Origin of the sequence: Actinomadura bangladeshensis, assembly GCF_004348335.1 — a bacterium.
Taxonomy (GTDB): domain Bacteria; phylum Actinomycetota; class Actinomycetes; order Streptosporangiales; family Streptosporangiaceae; genus Spirillospora; species Spirillospora bangladeshensis.
Genome location: NZ_SMJW01000506.1, coordinates 1 through 2,000 on the forward strand (window position 1 = coordinate 1; position 2,000 = coordinate 2,000).

Below are 2,000 nucleotides of genomic sequence, written 5' to 3' on the forward strand. Positions count from 1 at the left end.
CACCGCCCCCGCGGCACCCCTCCCGACCCTCCGGGAAGACCCCCGCACGACACGAACACCGAATGGGCAGGTTACGGAAGCCCTCCAGATAGGTAGGGTCTCAGTAGGTCGTCGGCTCTCTTCGTGAGGAGGTGACGGGGCGTGGCCGCTCGTGACGATGCTGGGGCGCGCAGGGCGCAGCACGAAAAGGAGGTCAGGGACCTTCAAACGCAGATCTCCTTCCTGGAGGAGGAGATCTCCGTGCTGCGCCGCAAGCTCGCGGAATCCCCGCGCCAAGTACGCGTACTGGAAGAACGCCTCCATGAGGCACAGGCGAACCTGGCCGCCGTAACCGGCCAGAACGAGCGACTCGTAGCGACCCTCAAAGAGGCTCGCGAACAGATCGTGGCGCTCAAGGAGGAGGTCGACAGGCTCGCACAACCACCATCCGGATTCGGCGTCTTCCTCGAAGCACGCGACGACGGGACGGTCGACATCTTCACCGGCGGGCGCAAGCTCCGGGTGAACGTCAGCCCCGCCGTCGAGGTCGAGGATCTCCAGCGCGGCCAGGAGGTCATGCTCAACGAGGCGCTCAACGTCGTCGAGGCGCTCGCGTTCGAAGAGCAGGGCGAGGTCGTCATGCTCAAGGAGCTCTTCGACGACGGCGAACGGGCCCTCGTCATCGCGCACGCCGACGAGGAGCGCGTCGTCAAGCTCGCCGAGCCGCTGCGCGGGGTCCCCCTCCGCGCCGGCGACTCCCTGATGCTCGAGTCCAGGTCCGGCTACGCCTACGAGAAGATCCACAAGGCCGAGGTCGAAGAACTCGTCCTCGAAGAGGTCCCCGACATCTCCTACAACGAGATCGGCGGCCTCGGCTCCCAGATCGAGATGATCCGCGATGCCGTGGAGCTTCCCTACCTGCACGCCGACCTCTTCCGCGAGCACCAGCTCCGCCCGCCCAAGGGAGTCCTCCTCTACGGGCCCCCCGGTTGCGGCAAGACGCTCATCGCCAAGGCCGTCGCCAACTCCCTCGCCAAGCAGGTGGCGGAGAAGACCGGCCAGGAGGGCAAGAGCTTCTTCCTCAACATCAAGGGCCCCGAGCTGCTCAACAAGTACGTCGGCGAGACCGAGCGGCACATCCGGCTCGTCTTCCAGCGCGCCCGGGAGAAGGCGTCCGCCGGGACCCCCGTCATCGTGTTCTTCGACGAGATGGACTCCATCTTCCGCACCCGCGGCTCCGGAGTCTCCTCCGACGTCGAGAACACCATCGTCCCGCAGCTCCTCAGCGAGATCGACGGTGTCGAGGGCCTGGAGAACGTCATCGTCATCGGCGCGTCCAACCGCGAGGACATGATCGACCCCGCGATCCTGCGCCCCGGCCGACTCGACGTCAAGATCAAGATCGAGCGGCCCGACGCCGAAGCGGCCAAGGACATCTTCTCCAAGTACATCCTCAGCGGCCTCCCGCTGCACCCCGACGACCTCAAGGAGCACGGCGGCTCCGAGGAGGCCACCGTCGAGGCGATGATCCAGCGGACCGTCGAGCGCATGTACACCGAGAGCGAGGAGAACCGCTTCCTGGAGGTCACCTACGCCAACGGCGACAAGGAAGTCCTGTTCTTCAAGGACTTCAACTCCGGCGCCATGATCCAGAACATCGTCGACCGGGCCAAGAAGATGGCCATCAAGCAGTTCCTCGACACCGGCCAGAAGGGGCTGCGCGTCAGCCACCTCCTCGCCGCCTGCGTCGACGAGTTCAGCGAGAACGAGGACCTGCCCAACACCACCAACCCCGACGACTGGGCCCGCATCTCCGGCAAGAAGGGCGAGCGGATCGTCTACATCCGCACGCTCGTCTCCGGGACCAAGGGCGCCGAGGCCGGACGGTCCATCGACACCGTCGCCAACACCGGCCAGTACCTGTAACGCCCCGCACCATGACCGAGACCGCGCGGCGGCCCCCCGGAAGGGAGGCCGCCGCGCGCGTCCGCCGGCGCCCCCGCCGCGCCACACCCCCGCCA

The 2,000-nt window shown here is 67.0% G+C and carries 1 protein-coding gene; it reads left to right on the top strand.

The features are described 5' to 3' along the window. Nucleotides 1-141 precede the first annotated feature (141 nt). A complete protein-coding gene (gene arc, locus E1284_RS40390; RefSeq protein WP_131945386.1) occupies nucleotides 142-1,905 on the top strand; it encodes a proteasome ATPase in 1,764 nt (587 codons plus the stop codon). The last annotated feature ends 95 nt before the right edge of the window (nucleotides 1,906-2,000 follow it).